The organism is Mycobacterium stomatepiae, from assembly GCF_010731715.1.
Classification (GTDB): domain Bacteria; phylum Actinomycetota; class Actinomycetes; order Mycobacteriales; family Mycobacteriaceae; genus Mycobacterium; species Mycobacterium stomatepiae.
Genome location: NZ_AP022587.1, coordinates 1,292,736 through 1,309,595 on the forward strand (window position 1 = coordinate 1,292,736; position 16,860 = coordinate 1,309,595).

Annotated in this window: 16 protein-coding genes and 2 pseudogenes; 4 read left to right on the forward strand and 14 right to left on the reverse strand. The window is 67.6% G+C overall.

What is annotated here, in order from left to right:
- Positions 1-72: 72 nt before the first annotated feature.
- Positions 73-450, reverse strand: coding sequence for a hypothetical protein (locus G6N54_RS06070; RefSeq protein WP_232073418.1), 378 nt, complete (start codon positions 448-450; stop codon positions 73-75).
- A 351-nt stretch (positions 451-801) separates the two neighbouring features.
- Positions 802-945, reverse strand: coding sequence for a hypothetical protein (locus G6N54_RS06075; RefSeq protein ID WP_163788995.1), 144 nt, complete (start codon positions 943-945; stop codon positions 802-804).
- Between the two features lie 237 nt (positions 946-1,182).
- Here G6N54_RS06075 and G6N54_RS06080 point away from each other — a divergent pair, with 237 nt between their 5' ends.
- From G6N54_RS06080 to G6N54_RS06090, 3 genes are read left to right on the forward strand one after another with little or no spacing between them, the layout of a single operon-like run.
- On the forward strand, positions 1,183-1,998 hold the full coding sequence (locus G6N54_RS06080) for a lysophospholipid acyltransferase family protein (protein WP_372513173.1): 816 nt from the start codon (positions 1,183-1,185) through the stop codon (positions 1,996-1,998).
- 15 nt (positions 1,999-2,013) lie between these two features.
- Entirely contained in the window at positions 2,014-3,630 is a 1,617-nt protein-coding gene (gene fadD12 / locus G6N54_RS06085; protein ID WP_276056306.1) for an acyl-CoA ligase FadD12, read from the forward strand.
- Positions 3,630-4,880, forward strand: a complete 1,251-nt coding sequence (locus G6N54_RS06090) for an alpha/beta hydrolase (protein WP_163788997.1) — start codon at positions 3,630-3,632, stop codon at positions 4,878-4,880. The genes fadD12 and G6N54_RS06090 overlap by 1 nt, the downstream gene beginning before the upstream one ends.
- Positions 4,881-5,008: 128 nt before the next feature.
- Here the strand turns inward: G6N54_RS06090 and G6N54_RS06095 are convergent.
- The 5 genes and pseudogenes from G6N54_RS06095 to uvrC all read right to left on the reverse strand — a co-directional run bounded on the left by G6N54_RS06095 (position 5,009) and on the right by uvrC (position 11,415).
- A pseudogene (locus tag G6N54_RS06095) lies at positions 5,009-6,396 on the reverse strand (WS/DGAT/MGAT family O-acyltransferase).
- Positions 6,397-6,489: 93 nt separating this feature from the next.
- The gene (gene whiA / locus G6N54_RS06100) at positions 6,490-7,467 is read right to left on the reverse strand and encodes a DNA-binding protein WhiA (RefSeq protein ID WP_163788998.1); all 978 of its coding nucleotides are present in this window, start codon (positions 7,465-7,467) and stop codon (positions 6,490-6,492) included.
- Positions 7,464-8,540 carry a YvcK family protein gene (locus tag G6N54_RS06105; RefSeq protein WP_163788999.1) on the reverse strand — a complete coding sequence of 359 codons (1,077 nt, stop codon included), beginning with the start codon at positions 8,538-8,540 and terminating at the stop codon, positions 7,464-7,466. Before G6N54_RS06105 ends, whiA begins: the two co-directional genes overlap by 4 nt.
- Positions 8,537-9,466 carry an RNase adapter RapZ gene (rapZ, locus tag G6N54_RS06110; protein WP_163789000.1) on the reverse strand — a complete coding sequence of 310 codons (930 nt, stop codon included), beginning with the start codon at positions 9,464-9,466 and terminating at the stop codon, positions 8,537-8,539. The genes G6N54_RS06105 and rapZ overlap by 4 nt, the downstream gene beginning before the upstream one ends.
- Positions 9,463-11,415, reverse strand: a complete 1,953-nt coding sequence (gene uvrC / locus G6N54_RS06115; protein WP_163789001.1) for an excinuclease ABC subunit UvrC — start codon at positions 11,413-11,415, stop codon at positions 9,463-9,465. The genes rapZ and uvrC overlap by 4 nt, the downstream gene beginning before the upstream one ends.
- 176 nt (positions 11,416-11,591) lie before the next feature.
- Here uvrC and G6N54_RS06120 point away from each other — a divergent pair, with 176 nt between their 5' ends.
- Positions 11,592-11,930, forward strand: coding sequence for a hemophore-related protein (locus G6N54_RS06120; protein WP_163789002.1), 339 nt, complete (start codon positions 11,592-11,594; stop codon positions 11,928-11,930).
- Positions 11,931-11,937: 7 nt separating this feature from the next.
- Here the strand turns inward: G6N54_RS06120 and G6N54_RS06125 are convergent.
- From G6N54_RS06125 to G6N54_RS06155, 7 genes and pseudogenes are all read right to left on the reverse strand, one after another.
- Positions 11,938-12,618: pseudogene (locus G6N54_RS06125) on the reverse strand (hypothetical protein).
- Between the two features lie 36 nt (positions 12,619-12,654).
- The gene (locus tag G6N54_RS06130; protein WP_163794546.1) at positions 12,655-13,116 is read right to left on the reverse strand and encodes a PH domain-containing protein; all 462 of its coding nucleotides are present in this window, start codon (positions 13,114-13,116) and stop codon (positions 12,655-12,657) included.
- 5 nt (positions 13,117-13,121) lie between these two features.
- Positions 13,122-13,553, reverse strand: a complete 432-nt coding sequence (gene ribH, locus G6N54_RS06135; protein WP_232073741.1) for a 6,7-dimethyl-8-ribityllumazine synthase — start codon at positions 13,551-13,553, stop codon at positions 13,122-13,124.
- Between the two features lie 44 nt (positions 13,554-13,597).
- Positions 13,598-14,875 (reverse strand): bifunctional 3,4-dihydroxy-2-butanone-4-phosphate synthase/GTP cyclohydrolase II, encoded by a 1,278-nt coding sequence (locus G6N54_RS06140; RefSeq protein ID WP_163789004.1) that lies wholly within the window; start codon positions 14,873-14,875, stop codon positions 13,598-13,600.
- 317 nt (positions 14,876-15,192) lie between these two features.
- A complete protein-coding gene (locus G6N54_RS06145) occupies positions 15,193-15,555 on the reverse strand; it encodes a hypothetical protein (protein ID WP_163789006.1) in 363 nt (120 codons plus the stop codon).
- Positions 15,556-15,848: 293 nt separating this feature from the next.
- Positions 15,849-16,124, reverse strand: a complete 276-nt coding sequence (locus tag G6N54_RS06150) for a hypothetical protein (RefSeq protein WP_163789007.1) — start codon at positions 16,122-16,124, stop codon at positions 15,849-15,851.
- Positions 16,121-16,729: a riboflavin synthase gene (locus tag G6N54_RS06155; RefSeq protein ID WP_163789009.1), complete on the reverse strand. Its 609-nt coding sequence runs from the start codon at positions 16,727-16,729 to the stop codon at positions 16,121-16,123. The genes G6N54_RS06150 and G6N54_RS06155 overlap by 4 nt, the downstream gene beginning before the upstream one ends.
- Between the last annotated feature and the right edge of the window lie 131 nt (positions 16,730-16,860).

The following is a 16,860-nucleotide window of genomic DNA, read 5'->3' on the forward strand; positions in this document are numbered from 1 at the left end:
GGGAGAACCAAACTTCGAGCTAGACGGCGCCCGCCGAGGCGGGCGGCGCGATTGCGGTAGATCGTCGCGGCCCTAGCGGACCACGAGGTGCGGCCCCCGCGGGCCGTCGGATGTGGGCTGAACCACAAATCGGCGCTGCAGGTTTTCGATCAGGCCGTCGAGCGCCTTGCGCTCCTGTTCCTCTACGCGCGCGGTGCGCCGGAAGACGCAGGCGCTTTCGGCGTCGCCTCTGGCCTCGGCCACCGCAATCGCCTTGTAGTAACCGTCGATCCGCTGGTCGATCAGGCGGCGGTTCTGAGAGAGCAGACGCAGAAAGTAGTCGGCCTGGCGCTGATCCGCCGTCTCCGCGGCCGCCCCGTGATCAAAAGCTTCCGCGGAACGATTCGTGGACAGCGATCCCGATTGGTGAGCATGGCCCGCGCCGGGTCGGACCGCGGCGCCGTGAGACACACGCCCGCGTCGGTCACGGGCACCATTCGATCTGTGCGACGCGAGCGGGCGTGCATGCGGCTCGTCGGACCAACCAGCGAAGTCCATCGTTTCTCTCTCACCTGACATTTCGATGTGGAGCGGGCTAACAATAACTCCCGGAATGTGGCGCGCGCCATATGCTTCGGCGGGAAGCCTAGGTCGCGCTTGCTAATACGGATCAGGCCCCAGGTCAGCCGCTCGGCGCTAATGACCAACTCGGATGCTGAGAGGCCCTGGCTAAATAGGACATTGGCGGCCGTGCCCCGCAGCACCGGCTCCGGACGACCCGACGGCTTCCGCCACACTGCCACGAACTATATTGGCGGGCAATCACATTACGTCGAGCGCGGCAAATGTGACCGACTTCACCCGTTCCGAGCGCTCCCACGATGCCGGGAAGCCGCGTTGCCCGTATACGACCCGACCGGGCGCCAGACCGGCCAGGATGCCTGCGGGCGCGAAATCGGCGCGCACCCGCTGAAGCCAAGTCCCGTTTGCTAGACATATCTAGCGCAAACGGCAACCGGCGACGCGAGCGGCGACGTCGACCATGCCGGCCGCCTTCCGTCCCGTCGTCCCCCACTGAATTACTGCGCGCGACCGGGCCCGGCGAGGTACGAGTGTTTGCCTGTTAGCCATTCAATCCAAAGCCCTAGCTACCATCTAGGGACTCCACGCGGGAACTCTCGAGCGACGCCAAAGGGGGCATCGGTGAGCGAAGTGAGCGATACCGGCAGTGACGATCCCGAGCTCGGCAAGTTCGACCCCGGCCTGACCCAGCGACTGATCGGGGTGCTGCGCCCGGTCTTGAAGCGATATTTCCGCTCCGAGGTGCACGGCCTGGAGTCCTTCCCGCCCGGCGGCGCGCTGGTGGTCGGCAACCACTCCGGCGGCATGTTGCCGATGGACGTCCCGATCTTCACCGTCGACTTCTACGAGAAGTTCGGCTACGACCGCCCGGTCTACACGCTCAGTCACGACATCTTGTTCATGGGGGTCACCGGTGGGCTGTTCCGGCGGCTCGGCTACATCCGGGCCAACCGGGAGAACGCGGCCAGCGCCCTGCGATCCGGCGGCGTGGTGGTGGTGTTTCCCGGCGGCGACTACGACGCCTACCGGCCGACCGCCTCGGAGAACGTGATCGACTTCAACGGCCGCAAGGGATACGTCCGCACCGCGATCGAAGCCGGCGTGCCGATCGTTCCCGCGGTATCCGTCGGCGGCCAGCAGACGCAGCTCTATCTGACCCGCGGCACCTGGCTGGCCGAGCGACTGGGCATCAAGCGGCTGCTGCGCAGCTCGATCCTGCCCGTCTCGTTCGGGTTCCCGTTCGGGTTCAGCGCGGTCGTCCCGCCTAACGTGCCGCTGCCCACCAAGATCGTCACGCAGGTGCTGGAACCGATCGACATCGCCGCGCAGTTCGGCGAGGACCCCGACATCGACGAGGTCGACGAGCACGTGCGCTCGGTGATGCAGGAAGCCCTCAAAGACCTCGCCGCCAAGCGCCGCTTCCCGATTCTGGGCTGAACCGTGCCGTCTCCCCTGGACCAAGTTCGCGACGTGTTCGGCGTCGTGGCCACGCTGCAACGGGCCGGAATGATCGCCCCGATGCGGCCCGACCGCTACCTGAAGATCGCCGCGGCGATGCGCCGCGAGGGCATGGGCATGACGGTGGGTTTCGCCGGCGCCGCACAGCGCTGCCCGGACCGCCCCGCCCTGATCGACGAACTCGGCACCCTGACCTGGCGCCAGCTCGACGAGCGGATCAACGCGCTGGCGGCCGCGCTGCAAGCCCTGCCCACGGGCCAGCCGCAGGTCATCGGGATCATGTGTCGCAATCACCGCGGCTTCGTCGAGGCGCTGGTCGCCGCCAACCGGATCGGCTCCGACGTCGTGCTGCTCAACATGTCGTTCGCCGGGCCGGCGATGGCCGAGGTGGTCAACCGCGAGGGCGTCGACGCCGCCGTCTACGACGAGGAGTTCACCGCGACGGTGGACCGCGCGCTGGCCGACAAGCCGGACGCCACCCGCATCGTGGCCTGGGCTGACGGACCGCATGACCTGACCGTCGAGAAGCTGATCACCGATCACCTCGGCGAACAACCCGAGCGCATCGACCGCAAGGGCAAGATGATCCTGCTGACCTCCGGAACCACCGGAAGTCCCAAGGGCGCCAAGCAATCTGGCGGGGGCGCCGGCATCGGCACGCTCAAGGCGATCCTGGACCGCACGCCGTGGCGTGCGGAGGAGACGGTTGTGATCGTGGCGCCGATGTTCCACGCGTGGGGTTTCTCGCAGCTGATCTTCGGGGCGTCGATGGCGTGCACGATCGTCACCCGGCGCAAGTTCGACCCGGAGGCCACGCTGGACCTCGTCGACCGCCATCAGGCGACCGGCCTGGCCGTCGTCCCGGTGATGTTCGACCGGATCATGGAACTGCCCGATGACGTCCGCAACCGCTACAGCGGCCGGTCCCTGCGCTTCGCCGCGGCATCGGGTTCGCGGATGCGGCCCGACGTGGTCACCGCGTTCATGGATCAGTTCGGCGATGTGATCTACAACAACTACAACGCGACCGAGGCGGGCATGATCGCGACGGCCACGCCGGAGGATCTGCGCGCCGCGCCCGACACCGCGGGGAAGCCGGCCGGCGGGACCGAGATCCGGATCTTGGACCCGGAATTCAACGAAATGCCCACCGGCGCGGTCGGCGCCATCTACGTGCGCAACGACACCCAGTTCGATGGCTACACCTCCGGCACCACCAAAGACTTCCACGCCGGGTTCATGTCGTCGGGCGACGTCGGCTATCTCGACGAGGCCGGACGGCTGTTCGTGGTCGGGCGCGACGACGAGATGATCGTCTCCGGCGGCGAGAACATCTGCCCGATCGAGGTAGAGAAGACGCTTGCCGCGCACCCAGAGGTGGCCGAGGCCGCGGTGATCGGCGTGGACGACGAACAGTACGGTCAGCGGCTGGCGGCGTTCGTGGTGCTCGGGCCGGGCTCGGCAGTCACGCCCGAAACCCTCAAACAACACGTCCGCGACAACCTCGCCAATTACAAGGTGCCACGCGAGATTTCGATTCTCGACGAACTGCCCCGCGGCAGCACCGGCAAGATCCTGCGCGCCGAACTGCAAGCCCGGGTGAGCGGCTGATGCGCCGGCGTAGACCGCTGCTGCGCGCGGCGACCGAACTCCTCAACGCCGCCAACGGATTACGGCCGGTCACCCGCAATCCCTACGCTTCGATCGCGGTGTTCTGGTTCGGCTGGCCGACCTCGGAAGTGCCAGGCCTGTACGCCGGCGTCTCGATGCTGGATGCCGCACGCCGCGCCCGGCGCGGGGACTTCGCCGGGCCGAAAGGCAAAGCGGCGCTGGCGCTGACGGCCGCGTCCTGGGCGATCCTCGGGGTGATCGGCTACCGGGGCGCCACGACCCCGGGCCCGGTGCTGGAATGCGGCCTGACCGAACAGCTGGGCCCCGACTACGCCGAAGAACTCAAGGCGCTGCCCGCCGAGCCGACCCGCCGGGGCCGGCGAAACCCGCCCCTGCGCACCACCGTGGCCCGCCGCCGCTTTGTCGAGAAGGAGAACATCGTGCGGTACGGTCCGCACGGGCGGTCCAACCTCGCTGACATCTGGCGCCGCCGCGACCTGCCGCGCGACGGCAAGGCGCCGGTGCTGCTGCAGGTTCCCGGCGGCGCATGGATGATCGGCTGGCGCCGACCGCAGGCGTATCCCTTGATGGCGCATCTGGTTTCGCGCGGCTGGATCTGCGTGTCGATGAACTACCGGGTCTCGCCCGTGCACACCTGGCCCGACCACATCGTCGACGTCAAGCGCGCGCTGGCATGGGTGAAGGAGAACATCGCGGACTACGGCGGAGACCCGAATTTCGTTGCCATCAGCGGCGGTTCGGCCGGTGGCCACCTGTCCGCGCTGGCGGCCCTGACCCCGAACGACCCGCAGTTCCAGCCCGGCTTCGAGGAGGCCGATACCTCGGTGGTGGCGGCCGTCCCGTTCTACGGCCGCTACGACTGGTTCTCCACCGAGGCCAGCGGCCGCGCCCAGTTCGTCGAGGTGCTGGAAAAGCTGGTCGTCAAGCAGAAACTCAGCGCCAACCGGGAGCTCTATCTGGACGCATCGCCGATCCGGCACGTACGGGCCGATGCGCCACCGTTTTTCGTGCTGCACGGCACCGACGACTCGCTGATCCCGGTCGTCGAGGCGCGCGAGTTCGTCGAGGAACTGCGTTCGGTGTCGAAGTCGCCGGTCGCCTACGCCGAATTGCCGAACGCGCAGCACGCGTTCGACATCTTCGGTTCCCCCCGCGCGCACAAATCCGCCGAGGCCGTGGCGCGGTTCTTGTCCTGGGTGTACGCGACGACCTACCTACCCCGCGACTAGCGGCCGCGTTTTCGCCGAACCTGTAAGTCCGCAGCCAAAGTGCGAGTGACGGCCTGCGGATTTACCGGCTCGGCAGGGGCGAGCCGACTTGCTCGAGAACTGAGCCGGGCGGCAGCCGGCCGGGCCGACTAGCCCAGATCGATCGCCTTCTCGAGCTCGGTCAGCGCCGGCTCGATCAGGTCGGCCATGTCGTCGATGTCGTTGGCCACTTCCGGGGTCGTCACGAAACCGAAGTCCAGCGAGTCCTGGTAGGAGAAGCCGGTGATGTTCAGCGCGATGTCCATCACCGGCGGGCCCAGCGGCACCAGCGATTCCAGCTTCGCCCCGGCCATGTACAGCGGCATGGGCGGACCGGGAACGTTCGACACGACCAGGTTGAGCGGGGGCCAGGTTTCGGGACAGGCCGGTGGCGGTGTACGCGCGCGGCCAGCTGCAGCAGCCCGGGCGGGGTCGTCTCGGTGAGTCCCATAATCTGATGCGCCGACAGCGCCTCGGCCATCACCTTGGCGCTTTGCGTGCTCTCGTGGATGGCCCGCAACCGCTCGGCGGGATCGTCGATGTCGGTGGCAAGCGACGCCGTCATCGAGCTGATCTTGTTGCCGATGTCGTCCTTGTCCGCGCCGGTGCGGGTGGACACCGGGATCTGCGCGATCAGCGGTTTGGCCGGCAGTTCGCCGCGTTTCTGCAGATATTCGCGGGCGGCGCCGGCCACCAGCGCCAGCACGACGTCGTTGAGCTTGACACCGTAGGCGTCCTTGACGGCCTTGACTCGGGCCAGCTCGACGCGGCAGCCGGTGACCCGCCGATGCGGCGAAACCGGTGCGTTGAAGCGGGTTTTGGGCGCCTCGAAGAAACGCGGCGGCCTGCTGGTGAGACCCAGCGCGGCGATCTGCTGGCGCACCGTCTGCTCGACCAGCCGGGCAATCCGGAACGGCGTCTTGACGCCGACGTTGATCAGCGCGCCCACCGCACGCCGCTCGATCCCCGGAACCTTGACTCCGACCAGCGATCCCACCGTCTCCTGTTGCGGCGGGCGGGGTTCCGGCGTGACGTCCAACAGAATTTCACCCAGCCCGGCGCCGGAGACACCGTCGACGATCGCGTGGTGCATCTTGGTCAGCGTCGCGACCCGGCCGCCCTCGACGCCTTCGATCACCCAGAGCTCCCACAGCGGCCGGGTGCGGTCCAGCTTGTAGGACATCAGCCGGCCGACCAGCTCCTCCAGCTCGCGACGGCCCCCGGGCGCCGGCACCCCGATGCGGCGGATGTGGAAGTCGACGTCGAGTTCTTCGTCCTCGACGAACCACGGCCGGTCCAGCCCGAGCGGCGCTCCGCTGACCCGCCAGCGCAGCTGCGGCAACTCCGGCAGCCGCTCGATCAGCAGCTCGCGAAGTCGCTGAAAGCTGTACTCGGGCGCACCGCTGGGATCGCACAGCGCCAGCGCACCGACATGCATATGCCAGCCCGCAGTTTCCGCAGACCAAAACGCCGCATCAACACTCGAAAGCCGCTTCATGCGATGACCGTAGTCCTCGCCAGCAAATGAAGTCGAGCAATCCACAACAAACCCGCCACGCGCCCCCCATTTCCCCCGTCGCGCCGTGGCTAGTTAAGCATCCTCCAGCAAGTCCGGCGTCACGGCCGACTCGGTATCAGGGATGCCTTCGACCTTCGCCTTGCGATCGGCCATCGACAGCAACCGCCGAATACGGCCAGCCACGGCGTCTTTCGTCATCGGCGGGTCGGCGAGCCGGCCGAGCTCCTCCAGCGAAGCCTGCCGATGCTCGACCCGCAGCTTGCCGGCCGAGGCCAGATGGTCGGGGACGGTGTCGCCGAGGATCTCGAGCGCCCGCTCCACCCTTGCCGCCGCGGCCACCGCGGCCCGTGCCGAGCGGCGCAGGTTGGCGTCGTCGAAATTGGCCAGCCGGTTGGCCGTCGCCCGCACCTCGCGACGCATCCGGCGCTCCTCCCAGATCAGCCGGGTGTCCTGGGCGCCCATCCGGGTCAGCAACGCGCCGATCGCCTCGCCGTCGCGCACCACCACGCGATCGGCGCCCCGCACCTCACGGGCCTTGGCACTGACCCCGAGCCGCCGCGCCGCGCCCACCAGCGCCAGTGCCGCCTCCGGGCCGGGGCAGCTGACCTCCAGCGCCGACGAACGCCCGGGCTCGGTCAGCGACCCGTGCGCCAAAAAGGCACCCCGCCACGCGGCCTCGGCATCCCCGACGCTGCCGCCTACCACCTGGGCGGGCAGGCCGCGCACCGGGCGCCCGCGCATGTCGAGCAGCCCGGTCTGGCGGGCCAGCGCCTCGCCGTCGTTGGCCACCCGCAGCACGTAGCGGGTGCTCTTGCGAATCCCACTGGCCGACAACACATGCACGACGGCGTTGTAGCCGTACAGGTCGAAGATGTCCTTGCGCAGCCGGCGCGCGATGTTGCCCAGGTCCACCTCGGCCTCGACGACCACCCGGCCGCCCACGATGTGCAATCCGCCGGCGAAGCGCAGCAACGAGGTGACCTCGGCTCGACGCGCGCTGACCGATTTCACTACCAAGCGGCTCAGCTCGTCCTTGACTTCGGTCGTCATCGCCACGCGTCGTCACCCCTTGGTCCGCTGCCAGCCGGTCCGTTCACGCCCGTCGTTGAGCTTTCACCGTCAACCCGAATCTCTGCGGTGGCCTTCGCCGAAGGCGCTGCCGGACCCGTGCGGCCCGTTCGGACCCCGTCCAGGGCCGCCGCAAGCTTGCCCGGATCATGTAAAGGTGTACCAGGTCGGGACACATCCGCGAAGTGGACCTCGGCCTTTAGCAGGGTCGCGGTGCGGCGCAGTTGATCGCGTTCGCGCTCACTCGGCACCCGATCCGCGTCGATGATGATGTCGTTGACGGTGAATCCGGGCGCATGCTGGGCCAGTACGTGCAGATGCCGCTCGACCGAGAACCCGGCCGTCTCCCCGGGTTCGGCCACCAGGTTGAGCACCAGGGCGCGACGGGCCGAGGTGGCCCGCAGCGCGGCGACCAGCTCCGGAACCAGCACGTGCGGGATCACGCTGGTGAACCAGGAGCCGGGCCCCAGCACCACCAGGTCGGCGGCCATGATCGCGTCCACGGCTTGGCGGGTCGCCGGCGGATCCGGCGGCAGCAGCCGCACCCGGCGCACCTTGCCCGGTGTGGTCGCGATTGCGACCTGACCGCGAATCAGCCGGAACATCCGCGGGTCGGCCTCGAGGCCGGAGACGTCGGCCTCGATCTGCAGCGCGATCGGGCACATCGGCAGCACCCGGCCCTTGACGCCGAGGATGCGCCCCAGCTCGTCGAGAGCGGCAACCGGATCGGCCAGCACCTCGGACAGGCCGGCCAGCAGCAGGTTGCCGATCGGATGCCCGGCCAGCGCCCCGCTACCGCCGAAGCGGTGCTGCAGGATGGTCGCCCACAGTCGCCCGTACGGACTGTCAGATGCCAATGCCGCCAACGCCATTCGTAGATCGCCCGGCGGCACCACGTCCAATTCGCTGCGCAGCCGGCCCGACGAGCCGCCGTCGTCGGCGACGGTCACCACGGCGGTGACGTAGGGCGTCAACCGGCGTGCCGCGGACAGCGTCGCATACAGGCCGTGCCCACCGCCCAGCGCGACGATGCCCTCGCTCTGTGGTGGACTCATTCGCGGCCCAGATCCCGGTGCAGCACCCGCACCGACAGTTGTCCTTCGGTGTTCGCGCCCCGCAGCAACTGCATCAACGCCTCCGCGATCGCGACGCTGCGGTGTTTGCCGCCGGTGCAGCCGATCGCGACCGTCATGTAGCGCTTGCCCTCCCGGCGGTAGCCGTCGACAACCAGAGATAGCAGTCGATGGTAGGCGTCGAGGAACTCCGCCGCCCCCGGTTGGCCCAACACGTAGTCGCGCACCGCGGGGTGCTGGCCGGTGTGCGGCCGCAGCTCGTCGACCCAGTGCGGGTTCGGCAGAAATCGGACATCCATCACCATGTCGGCGTCCATCGGCAGCCCGTACTTGAAGCCGAACGACTCGACGGTGACGCTCGTCGACAGGCTCGCGTCGCCACCGAAGGCGCGCTCGATGCTTTCCCGCAGACCCCGCACCGACAGCGTGGAGGTGTCGATGATCAGGTCCGCGGTCGCGCGCACCGGCGCCAGCATCCGGCGCTCGGCCGCGATGCCCTCGGCCAGCGTCTGCTGGCCCTGCAGCGGGTGGCTGCGCCGGTTGTTTTCGTAGCGGCGCACCAGCATGTCGTCGGACGCCTCCATGAACACCACCCGCGGGTTGATGTTGCGGGTGGCCAACTCGTTGCGGACCTCGTCGAGGTCACCGGTGAAACCGCGCGACCGCACATCCATCACGACCGCAAGCTGGGTGATCCGCGACCCGGCCGCCAGCCCGAAATCCACCATCCGGGTGATCAGCTGCGGCGGAAGGTTATCGGCCACATACCAGCCGAGGTCCTCGAGCACCTTGGCCGCGGTACCGCGCCCGGCCCCGGACAGTCCGGTGACCAGAACGACGTCGATCCCGGCGGCGTCACCCGGTCGGCCGCCCGCGGGCGCGGACCGCTGCTCGCTGTCGTGAGTCATGCCGAGGCCCCGGGTTGTTCGGGCGGCTCGGGTCGTAGCGCCTCGAGGACGGCCGTGGCCGTTGCCACGCCGATGCCCGGCACGGCGGTGATCTGGTCGACGGTGGCCTCCTTGAGGCGGGCTATCGATCCGAAATGAGTGACCAGCGCCTTGCGGCGATGTTCTCCCAATCCTGGCACCGAATCCAACGCTGAGGCGGTCATTCGCTTGGATCGCTTGCTGCGATGGTAAGTGATCGCGAACCGGTGCGCCTCGTCACGCACCCGCTGCAGCAAATAAAGTCCCTCGCTATTGCGCGGCATGATGATGGGATCCGGCTCCGAGGGTACCCACACCTCTTCCAGCCGCTTGGCCAGCCCGATCACCGCGACGTCGGTGATGCCGAGTTCCTCGAGTACGGCGCTGGCCGCATTGACTTGGGGCGCGCCGCCGTCGACGACGTACAGGTTGGGTGGATAGGCGAACCTGCGTGATTTGCCTTCCGGGGAAAGCATATTCGGGTCGCTCTGATCGCTCAGGTGGCGCAGGAACCGGCGCCGGGTCACCTCGGCGATGGACGCGACGTCGTCGGATCGGCCCTGCCCGGCGGCCTCCCGGATGCCGAAGTGCCGGTAGTCCGACTTGCGGGGCAGCCCGTCCTCGAACACCACCAGCGAGCCCACCACATCGGTGCCCTGGACATGGCTGATGTCGACGCACTCGATCCGTAGCGGCGCATCGGCCAGTCCAAGCGCGTCCTGAATGTTCTGCAGCGCAGCGGATCTGGCGTTGAAGTCACCGGCCCGCTTCAGCTTGTGCTGCTGCAGCGCCTCTTTCGCGTTGCGCTGCACGGTCTCGGCCAGCGCCCGCTTGTCGCCGCGCCGCGGCACCCACAGCGCGACCCGGGATCCGCGCAGCCCGGACAGCCAGCTCGCCAACTCGTCGGCATTCGACGGCAGACACGGCACCAGCACCTCACGCGGAACGGGGTTGGCCGCTTCGTCGGCCGCACCGCCCAGCTCCGCCTGGTCGCCGTAGAACTGCGTCAGGAACTGCTCGACCAACTGCTCTTCACCGGAATCGCCTGGGTCAGCCGACTTTTCGACGATCCAGCCGCGTTGACCTCGGACCCGGCCGCCGCGGACGTGAAACACTTGCACCGCCGCCTCGAGCTCGTCGTCGGCGAACGCGACCACGTCGGCGTCGGTACCGTCGCCCAGCACGACGGCCTGCTTCTCCATCGCCCGCTTGACCGCGCCGAGATCGTCGCGAAGCCGGGCCGCCCGTTCGAAGTCGAGTTCATCCGATGCCGCGTGCATCTGCTGTTCCAGCTCGCGGGCGAACCGGTCGGTCCGGCCGGACAGGAAGTCGCAGAAGTCGTCGACGATTTGGCGATGCTGCTCGGCGCTGACCCTGCCGATGCAGGGCGCCGAGCACTTGTCGATGTAGCCCAGCAGACACGGGCGATCAATCTGCTTGTGCCGCTTGAACACTCCGCCGGAACACGTGCGCGCGGGGAACACCCGGGTGAGCAGATCCAGCGTCTCCCGGATCGCCCATGCGTGCGAATAGGGGCCGAAGTAGCGCACGCCTTTTCGGCGCGGGCCGCGATAGACCATCAGCCGGGGAAACTCCTCGTTGAGGGTGACGGCCAGCACCGGGTAGGACTTGTCGTCGCGGTAACGCACATTGAAACGTGGATCGAATTCCTTGATCCAGTTGTATTCCAGCTGCAGCGCCTCGACTTCGGTGTTGACCACCGTCCACTCGACCTTGGCCGCGGTGGTCACCATCTGCCGGGTGCGCGGGTGCAGATTGGCGACGTCGGCGAAATATGACGTCAGCCGGCTGCGCAGGCTCTTGGCCTTGCCGACGTAGATCACCCGCCCGTGCGTGTCCCGGAATCGGTACACCCCCGGCTCGACCGGAATGGATCCGGGAGCGGGTCGATAGGTGGCGGGATCTGGCACGTACCCAGGCTAGTAGCCGGGAAACGGGCGCCGGCCGATCGGGATGGCGTGGTGCGAAATTGTCTGCTTTTCGCCCGACGTGAACACCCCGGACGGTTTGGCGGGGCCCGGTTCGGGCTAAGCACCGGGTTAGCTGTGACGCTACAGTGGGTGGCAATAGCTGGAGGGAGCTACAAATGAGCAAACGACCGTTGGCCGGGCTGGCCATGGGGGTTGGGTGTCTGGCAGTGTCGCTAAGCGCGGGAACGGGGATCGCATCCGCTACCCCCGACATCGGCCCGATGGTGAACACAACCTGCACGTATGACCAGGCGATGCGGGCCGTGCACGCGGAAAACCCGATGGCCGCCCAGTACCTGGACCAATCACCGCCGAACCAGCAGTTCCTGCAGCAGTTCATGGCTTCGACTCCGGATCAGCGGGTGAACCTGCTCAAGGCGATCCAGAACAACCCGGGAGCCGACCAGGCGTTCCCGATCTTCCGGCAGATGATGATCAGCTGCAAGAACTACTGAGCAAACTTCAGGCAGGCCGACTGTCCAGCTGCGCTCGGCGTTTTGCCGCCCACTCGGCCATCGGAAATCCTGGTTTGACGTCGCACGCCGACAGCATCAGTGCGGTGCGCGGGACCACGACCAGCCCCTAATCGCAGGTCCAATCCGGGCGGGTCATGGTCCACACCAGGACACCGTTGGACGGGGTGCCGAAGGAAGACAGCCGCATGGGCCGGAAGTCTCCCTGGGACGAATGGCCGATCGCGTCGCCGTGGCACTTCGATACGGCGCCAAAACCCTTCCACACCACTTCGTGGGCGTCCAGCTTCTTGTCGTAGACGTCGGCCGATTCGGCATATAGGGCCGGGCCGCCGAACTTGTATTCGGATTCGGCGTGGTCGGCTGAGCGGGCCGGTGGCAGCGGCGAACCCTTGAACAGCAGCGCCGCGGAGCACTCGGTGGGCTGCACGCTGGTGAAGTAGGTGGCGCCGACCGGAGCCGCCGTCGCCACGCCGAGCGGAGTGGTGTCGCCGTCGGCCAGCAGCAGGTCGCGCGCCGGAATCAGGCCGGGCGGCACGGCGGACGTCGGACCGCCGGGTGGGGATTGCTCGGGTGCCCGGATCGCACGCCCGCTGACCGAAGTGGTGCAGGCGCACGTTGTCACGGCGATCAGGAACGCCGCGACGGCCCCCCTGAGTTGCCGTGCCATCGGGCGATCCTACGACAATGTCGCCGGTCTCGTTGTTCAGCGCGCGCGCAGGTCAGGCCGATAGCGGGCCAGCGCCGACCGCACCGAATCCATCGCGTCGACGGCCCGGTCCTTGTCGACGGCCTGGATCGCCATCACCGGGATGTATTCGTCGTCGGGCAGATCGATGTGTGCCCAGCGGCTGCCGGCCGGAAACGACACACCGACCAACTCCGACCATGGAACTAGCCTGTCTCCCAGCAAGTTTCGCACCGAAAGCCCGGCGGGCCCGGCGCGCAACCGGGGCCGGGCGAACAACAGGACGAGCCCGGCGATGACCAGCCCCAAACCGCCCATCGCCACCTGGTCGCCGGTTTGAAAGATCACCCCGCTGGAGCTGATCTTCAGCAGCAGCCCGACGGCAATATGGGCCACGGCGATCAGAAATGCCGCACCATAGGCAAATATCGGCGTCCAATGCGGACGCAGTTCGACATCCCACTCGGCGCGGGACGACAGTCCCGTCACGACCGAGCGCGCAGGTCACGCAATGTCAGCGCGGCGGTCAGCGCGGCGCCGGCCGCCTGAGCTCCCTTGTCCTCGGCGGACGTCGGCAGCCCGGCCCGATCCAGGGCCTGCTCCTCGGTGTTGGTGGTCAGCACCCCGTTGCCGACCGGCGTGGCGGCGTCCAGCGAAACCCGAGTGAGGCCCTGGGTCACCGCGTCGCACACGTACTCGAAATGCGGTGTGGCACCACGGATCACCACGCCGAGCGCGATGACGGCGTCGTGGTTGCGGGCCAGCTCCTGGGCCACCACCGGAATCTCGATCGCGCCGTGCACGCGGACCACCGTCGGGCTGTCGATGCCGGACTCCGCTGCCACTTTCCGCGCACCGGCCAACAGCGCTTCGCAGATCGTGCTGTGCCAGGTGCTGGCGACGATGCCGAGCCGCATGCCGGACGCGTCGAGCTCCCCCACCTCCGGAACGCCGACTCCACTCACAAAGCACCACCGAACTCGCCCGGCAGATGGACGGATTCGTGGAAGTCGTCCAGCCCGGCCAAATCGTGTCCCATCCTGTCTCGTTTGGTCATCAGATAGCGGATGTTCTCCGCGTTGGCCCGTACCGGAAGGGAGACGCGCTCGATGATGTGCAGCCCGTACCCGTCCAGCCCGACCCGTTTGGCCGGGTTGTTGGTCAGCAGCCGCATCGACCGCACGCCCAGGTCCGACAGGATCTGCGCGCCGATTCCGTAATCCCTTGCATCGGCCGGTAATCCGAGCTTGAGGTTGGCGTCGACGGTGTCGTCACCGGCATCCTGCAGCTGATAGGCCTGCAGTTTGTGCATCAGGCCGATGCCGCGGCCCTCGTGACCGCGCATGTAGAGCACCACGCCGCGACCCTCCCGAGCGACCATGGCCATCGCCGCGTCGAGCTGGGGGCCGCAGTCGCAGCGCCTCGAACCGAACACATCGCCGGTCAGGCATTCTGAGTGCACCCGCACCAGCACGTCGTCGCCCTCACCGCTGGGCCCGGCGATGTCGCCGCGCACCAGCGCCACGTGCTCGACTTCCTCGTAGATGCTCGCGTAGCCAATCGCGCGAAACTCGCCGTGCCGGGTCGGGATACGCGCCTCGACGATCCGCTCGATGTGCTTTTCGTGCTTGCGCCGCCATTCGATGATGTCGGCGATGGTGATCAGCGCGAGGTCGTGTTCGTCGGCGAACACCCGCAGCTCATCGGTCTGGGCCATCGAGCCCTCGTCCTTTTGGCTGACAATCTCGCAGATCGCGCCCGCGGGCTGCAGGCCCGCCATCCGGGCCAGGTCGACGGCGGCCTCGGTGTGGCCGGGCCGGCGCAGCACCCCGCCGTCCTTGGCGCGCAACGGAACCACGTGGCCGGGGCGGGTGAAATCGTCGGCAACGCTGGCGGGGTCGGCCAACAGCCGCATCGTGGTGGCGCGGTCGGACGCCGAAATCCCGGTACCGATGCCGTTTCTCGCATCGACGGTGACCGTGTAGGCGGTCCCATGCTTGTCCTGGTTGAGCGCGTACATCGGCAGCAGGCCCAGCTTGTCGCAGATCGCGCCGTCCAGCGGGACGCACAGGTAGCCCGAGGTGTAGCGCACCATGAATGCCACCATCTCCGGCGTCGCCTTCTCGGCGGCGAAGATCAGGTCGCCCTCGTTCTCACGTTCCTCGTCATCGATCACGACGACAGCTTTGCCGGCCGCAATGTCGGCAACCGCCCTCTCGACGGAGTCCAACCTCGTCATCTGTGCTGCCTTGCTGTCGTGCCGAGCAACACGCGAAGCCCGCGCATTGCTTCAAGTATGAACCACGCGGGACGCAGGGTTATTGCCCATTCTTTGGGACCACATAGGTCGTGACGTCGCGGATTCGCATGAGGTTCATGCCCGCTGCAGGGGGCATGCGCCGTCGTGCCAGCGTGTAGCGGTGTTCGGCGCCGTTACTTTCCCACCCTGACCAGGGGCGACCGCGCCGCCACGAGCCCGCGGGACAAGGCGAGTTGTGACGATTCTTACCCGCCGGTTGGGGCCGCAGCAGCGGCGGCCCGGTTGGCTGGGTGCCGCTAGACGGTTCGCCTCATCGGCATCTGGATCACCACGCCGCCGCCACAGTCGGCCGCGTAGTGGGCAAGCCACCTGCCGACCGAGCCACCGGCTTCGATGAAATGTGTCCACTTGCTGACCGCGGCGGTGGCGGCGGGGTAACTGGAAAACCGCCCGAGCGACACGTCGCGCCCGTCGTCGCCGACCAACTCGTAACTGGTGTAGTCGCGGACCCGGTGCTCGACGATCGTCAGGGTGGTGTCGTTGACTTCCCTGCTCCACACCGCTCGTGATTGCGCTTCGGCCTTACGGCCGGCCAGTGTCGCTACCGCTTCGAATGCGAGGTCTTCGTAGACGGCCTCGGCCAACCTTTCGACGGACATCTGCAGCTCCTTCGCGTCGTCCTGCTCGTAAACAAAGGCGGCCGGCCAATGCGTTTGAGTATGGACCCGCGAAGGGCTGCGTGGGGATTTAGAACAGGCGTGTCGCCATGGTGTAGTGGGATCGTGACTATTGTTACCAAAATGAAATCTTTTGCCCGGCCCGATATCGCGGCCGGGGGTCACCCGAAAAGGGCATGAGGCGACCGGGGGGCGACGCCCTAATTGCAGCTCGACGGTCGACCGCGCGCACCCCAGAAGTCACTGATTTGCTTGCGGCAGAACAGGTTTCGCTTCTAACGCCAGCTGGCCGGTAAGTCCATGACGTGGTTGGGGCAAAAGTCCTGCGTCGCCAGAGCGATTACGTTTCGGGCGTCAACGGCCGTCATCGTGCCGCGCAACACCATGAAGGCATATTCGGCGGGCTGATAGCCCAAATCATGTCCGGCGGGATCGTCCATGAGCTGACACGCCTGTTGTTCCTGATTCGCGTTGGCATACGCGCTGCCACTGCCCCACAGCGACATCGTGCACAGCAGGGCGGCGACGGAAATTGCGGCGACGACCCTCATTGGTTTCTTGCGGTCATCAGTCGCTCGACATATTTGGCGATCACGTCGACTTCGAGGTTCACCTGGGTGCCGACCGCAGCAGCACCGAGGGTGGTCAGCTCCCGGGTAGTTGGGATCAGCGAGACCTCGAACCAGTCCCGCGGCTCGGCACCGAGCCCGGAGACGGTCAGCGAGATCCCGTCGACGGTGATCGATCCCTTCTCCACGACATACCGCGCGACCGCCGCGGGGATCTCGATGCGCACCACTTCCCAATGCTCGGAGGGAGTCCGGGCCACCACCTGGCCGGTGCCGTCGACGTGCCCCTGCACGATGTGCCCGCCGAGCCGGCTGTTGACCGCGGCGGCCCGCTCGAGATTGACCCGCTTGCCGACCTGCAGCCCGCCCAGGTTGGACCGGTCCAGGGTCTCGGCCATCACGTCGGCGGTGAATTGGCCGTCGGCGAGCAATTCGACGACCGTCAGGCAGACGCCGTTGACGGCGATCGAATCCCCGTGGCCGGCGTCGGCGGTGACAACGGGACCGCGGATGGTCAGGCGGGCGGCGTCGGCGAGCACATCGCGGCCGGTGACCTCGCCGAGTTCCTCGACAATTCCGGTGAACATGCCATCAGGCTAATTCGCCGATGCTTTGCGTGGTGAACGGCCACGACCGACACACGAAACGCCCTCGTCGCGGGGCCGGGCAGACCCTGCGTCCCGAAGTCCGGTCATCGTGCTCCTCTACGATGCACGGT

Coding starts and splice junctions, on each gene's coding strand:
- G6N54_RS06155 (WP_163789009.1), bottom strand. CDS start 16,729: ATGTTCACCGGAATTGTCGAGGAACTCGGCGAGGTCACCGGCCGCGAT.
- G6N54_RS06090 (WP_163788997.1), top strand. CDS start 3,630: ATGCGCCGGCGTAGACCGCTGCTGCGCGCGGCGACCGAACTCCTCAAC.
- G6N54_RS06140 (WP_163789004.1), bottom strand. CDS start 14,875: ATGACGAGGTTGGACTCCGTCGAGAGGGCGGTTGCCGACATTGCGGCC.
- G6N54_RS06145 (WP_163789006.1), bottom strand. CDS start 15,555: ATGTCCGTCGAAAGGTTGGCCGAGGCCGTCTACGAAGACCTCGCATTC.
- G6N54_RS06120 (WP_163789002.1), top strand. CDS start 11,592: ATGAGCAAACGACCGTTGGCCGGGCTGGCCATGGGGGTTGGGTGTCTG.
- whiA (WP_163788998.1), bottom strand. CDS start 7,467: ATGACGACCGAAGTCAAGGACGAGCTGAGCCGCTTGGTAGTGAAATCG.
- G6N54_RS06150 (WP_163789007.1), bottom strand. CDS start 16,124: ATGAGGGTCGTCGCCGCAATTTCCGTCGCCGCCCTGCTGTGCACGATG.
- ribH (WP_232073741.1), bottom strand. CDS start 13,553: ATGCGGCTCGGCATCGTCGCCAGCACCTGGCACAGCACGATCTGCGAA.
- rapZ (WP_163789000.1), bottom strand. CDS start 9,466: ATGACTCACGACAGCGAGCAGCGGTCCGCGCCCGCGGGCGGCCGACCG.
- G6N54_RS06105 (WP_163788999.1), bottom strand. CDS start 8,540: ATGAGTCCACCACAGAGCGAGGGCATCGTCGCGCTGGGCGGTGGGCAC.